At 45.1% G+C, this 1,029-nt stretch carries 1 protein-coding gene; it reads left to right on the forward strand.

What is annotated here, in order from left to right:
* A partial coding sequence (gene tuf, locus CXF89_RS19200; protein WP_121955492.1) for an elongation factor Tu occupies positions 1 to 1,023 on the forward strand: 1,023 nt, incomplete at its 5' end.
* Between the last annotated feature and the right edge of the window lie 6 nt (positions 1,024 to 1,029).

Consider the following 1,029-nt stretch of genomic DNA (forward strand, 5'->3'; position numbering starts at 1 on the left):
GAAGAGCGCGAACGTGGTATCACTATTTCAACGTCTCACGTTGAATACGATACTCCTTCACGTCACTACGCACACGTAGATTGTCCTGGTCACGCCGATTATGTTAAAAACATGATCACTGGTGCTGCTCAAATGGACGGCGCGATCTTAGTAGTTGCTGCGACTGATGGCCCTATGCCACAAACGCGTGAGCACATCCTTCTTTCTCGTCAAGTTGGCGTTCCTTACATCATCGTGTTCATGAACAAATGTGACATGGTAGATGACGAAGAGCTACTTGAACTAGTAGAAATGGAAGTTCGTGAACTTCTTTCAGAATACGATTTCCCAGGTGATGACTTACCTCTAATTGCTGGTTCTGCGCTTAAAGCGTTAGAAGGCGAGAAAGAGTGGGAAGATAAGATTGTTGAGCTTGCAAATGCACTTGATACTTACATCCCAGAGCCAGAGCGTGACATCGATAAGCCTTTCATCATGCCTATCGAAGACGTTTTCTCAATCCAGGGTCGTGGTACAGTTGTAACTGGTCGTGTTGAAGCTGGTATCATCCGCATCAATGACGAAGTAGAAATTGTTGGTATCAATGATACAACTCGTTCTACTTGTACTGGTGTTGAAATGTTCCGTAAGCTTCTAGACGAAGGTCGTGCTGGCGAAAACATCGGCGCACTTCTACGTGGTACTAAGCGTGAAGACGTTGAACGTGGTCAAGTACTAGCTAAGCCTGGTTCAATCAACCCACATACTACATTCACTTCAGAAGTATACGTACTTTCGAAAGATGAAGGTGGTCGTCATACTCCATTCTTCAAAGGTTACCGTCCACAGTTCTACTTCCGTACAACTGACGTAACGGGTGACGTACAGTTACCAGATGGCGTAGAAATGGTAATGCCTGGTGATAACATCAAGATGACAGTAACTCTAATCGCACCAATCGCGATGGATGAAGGTCTTCGTTTTGCTATCCGTGAAGGTGGTCGTACTGTAGGTGCTGGTGTTGTAGCAACTATCGTAGCGTAATTATTA

It is taken from the genome of Pseudoalteromonas sp. MelDa3 (assembly GCF_002863625.1).
Taxonomy (GTDB): Bacteria; Pseudomonadota; Gammaproteobacteria; order Enterobacterales; family Alteromonadaceae; genus Pseudoalteromonas; species Pseudoalteromonas arctica.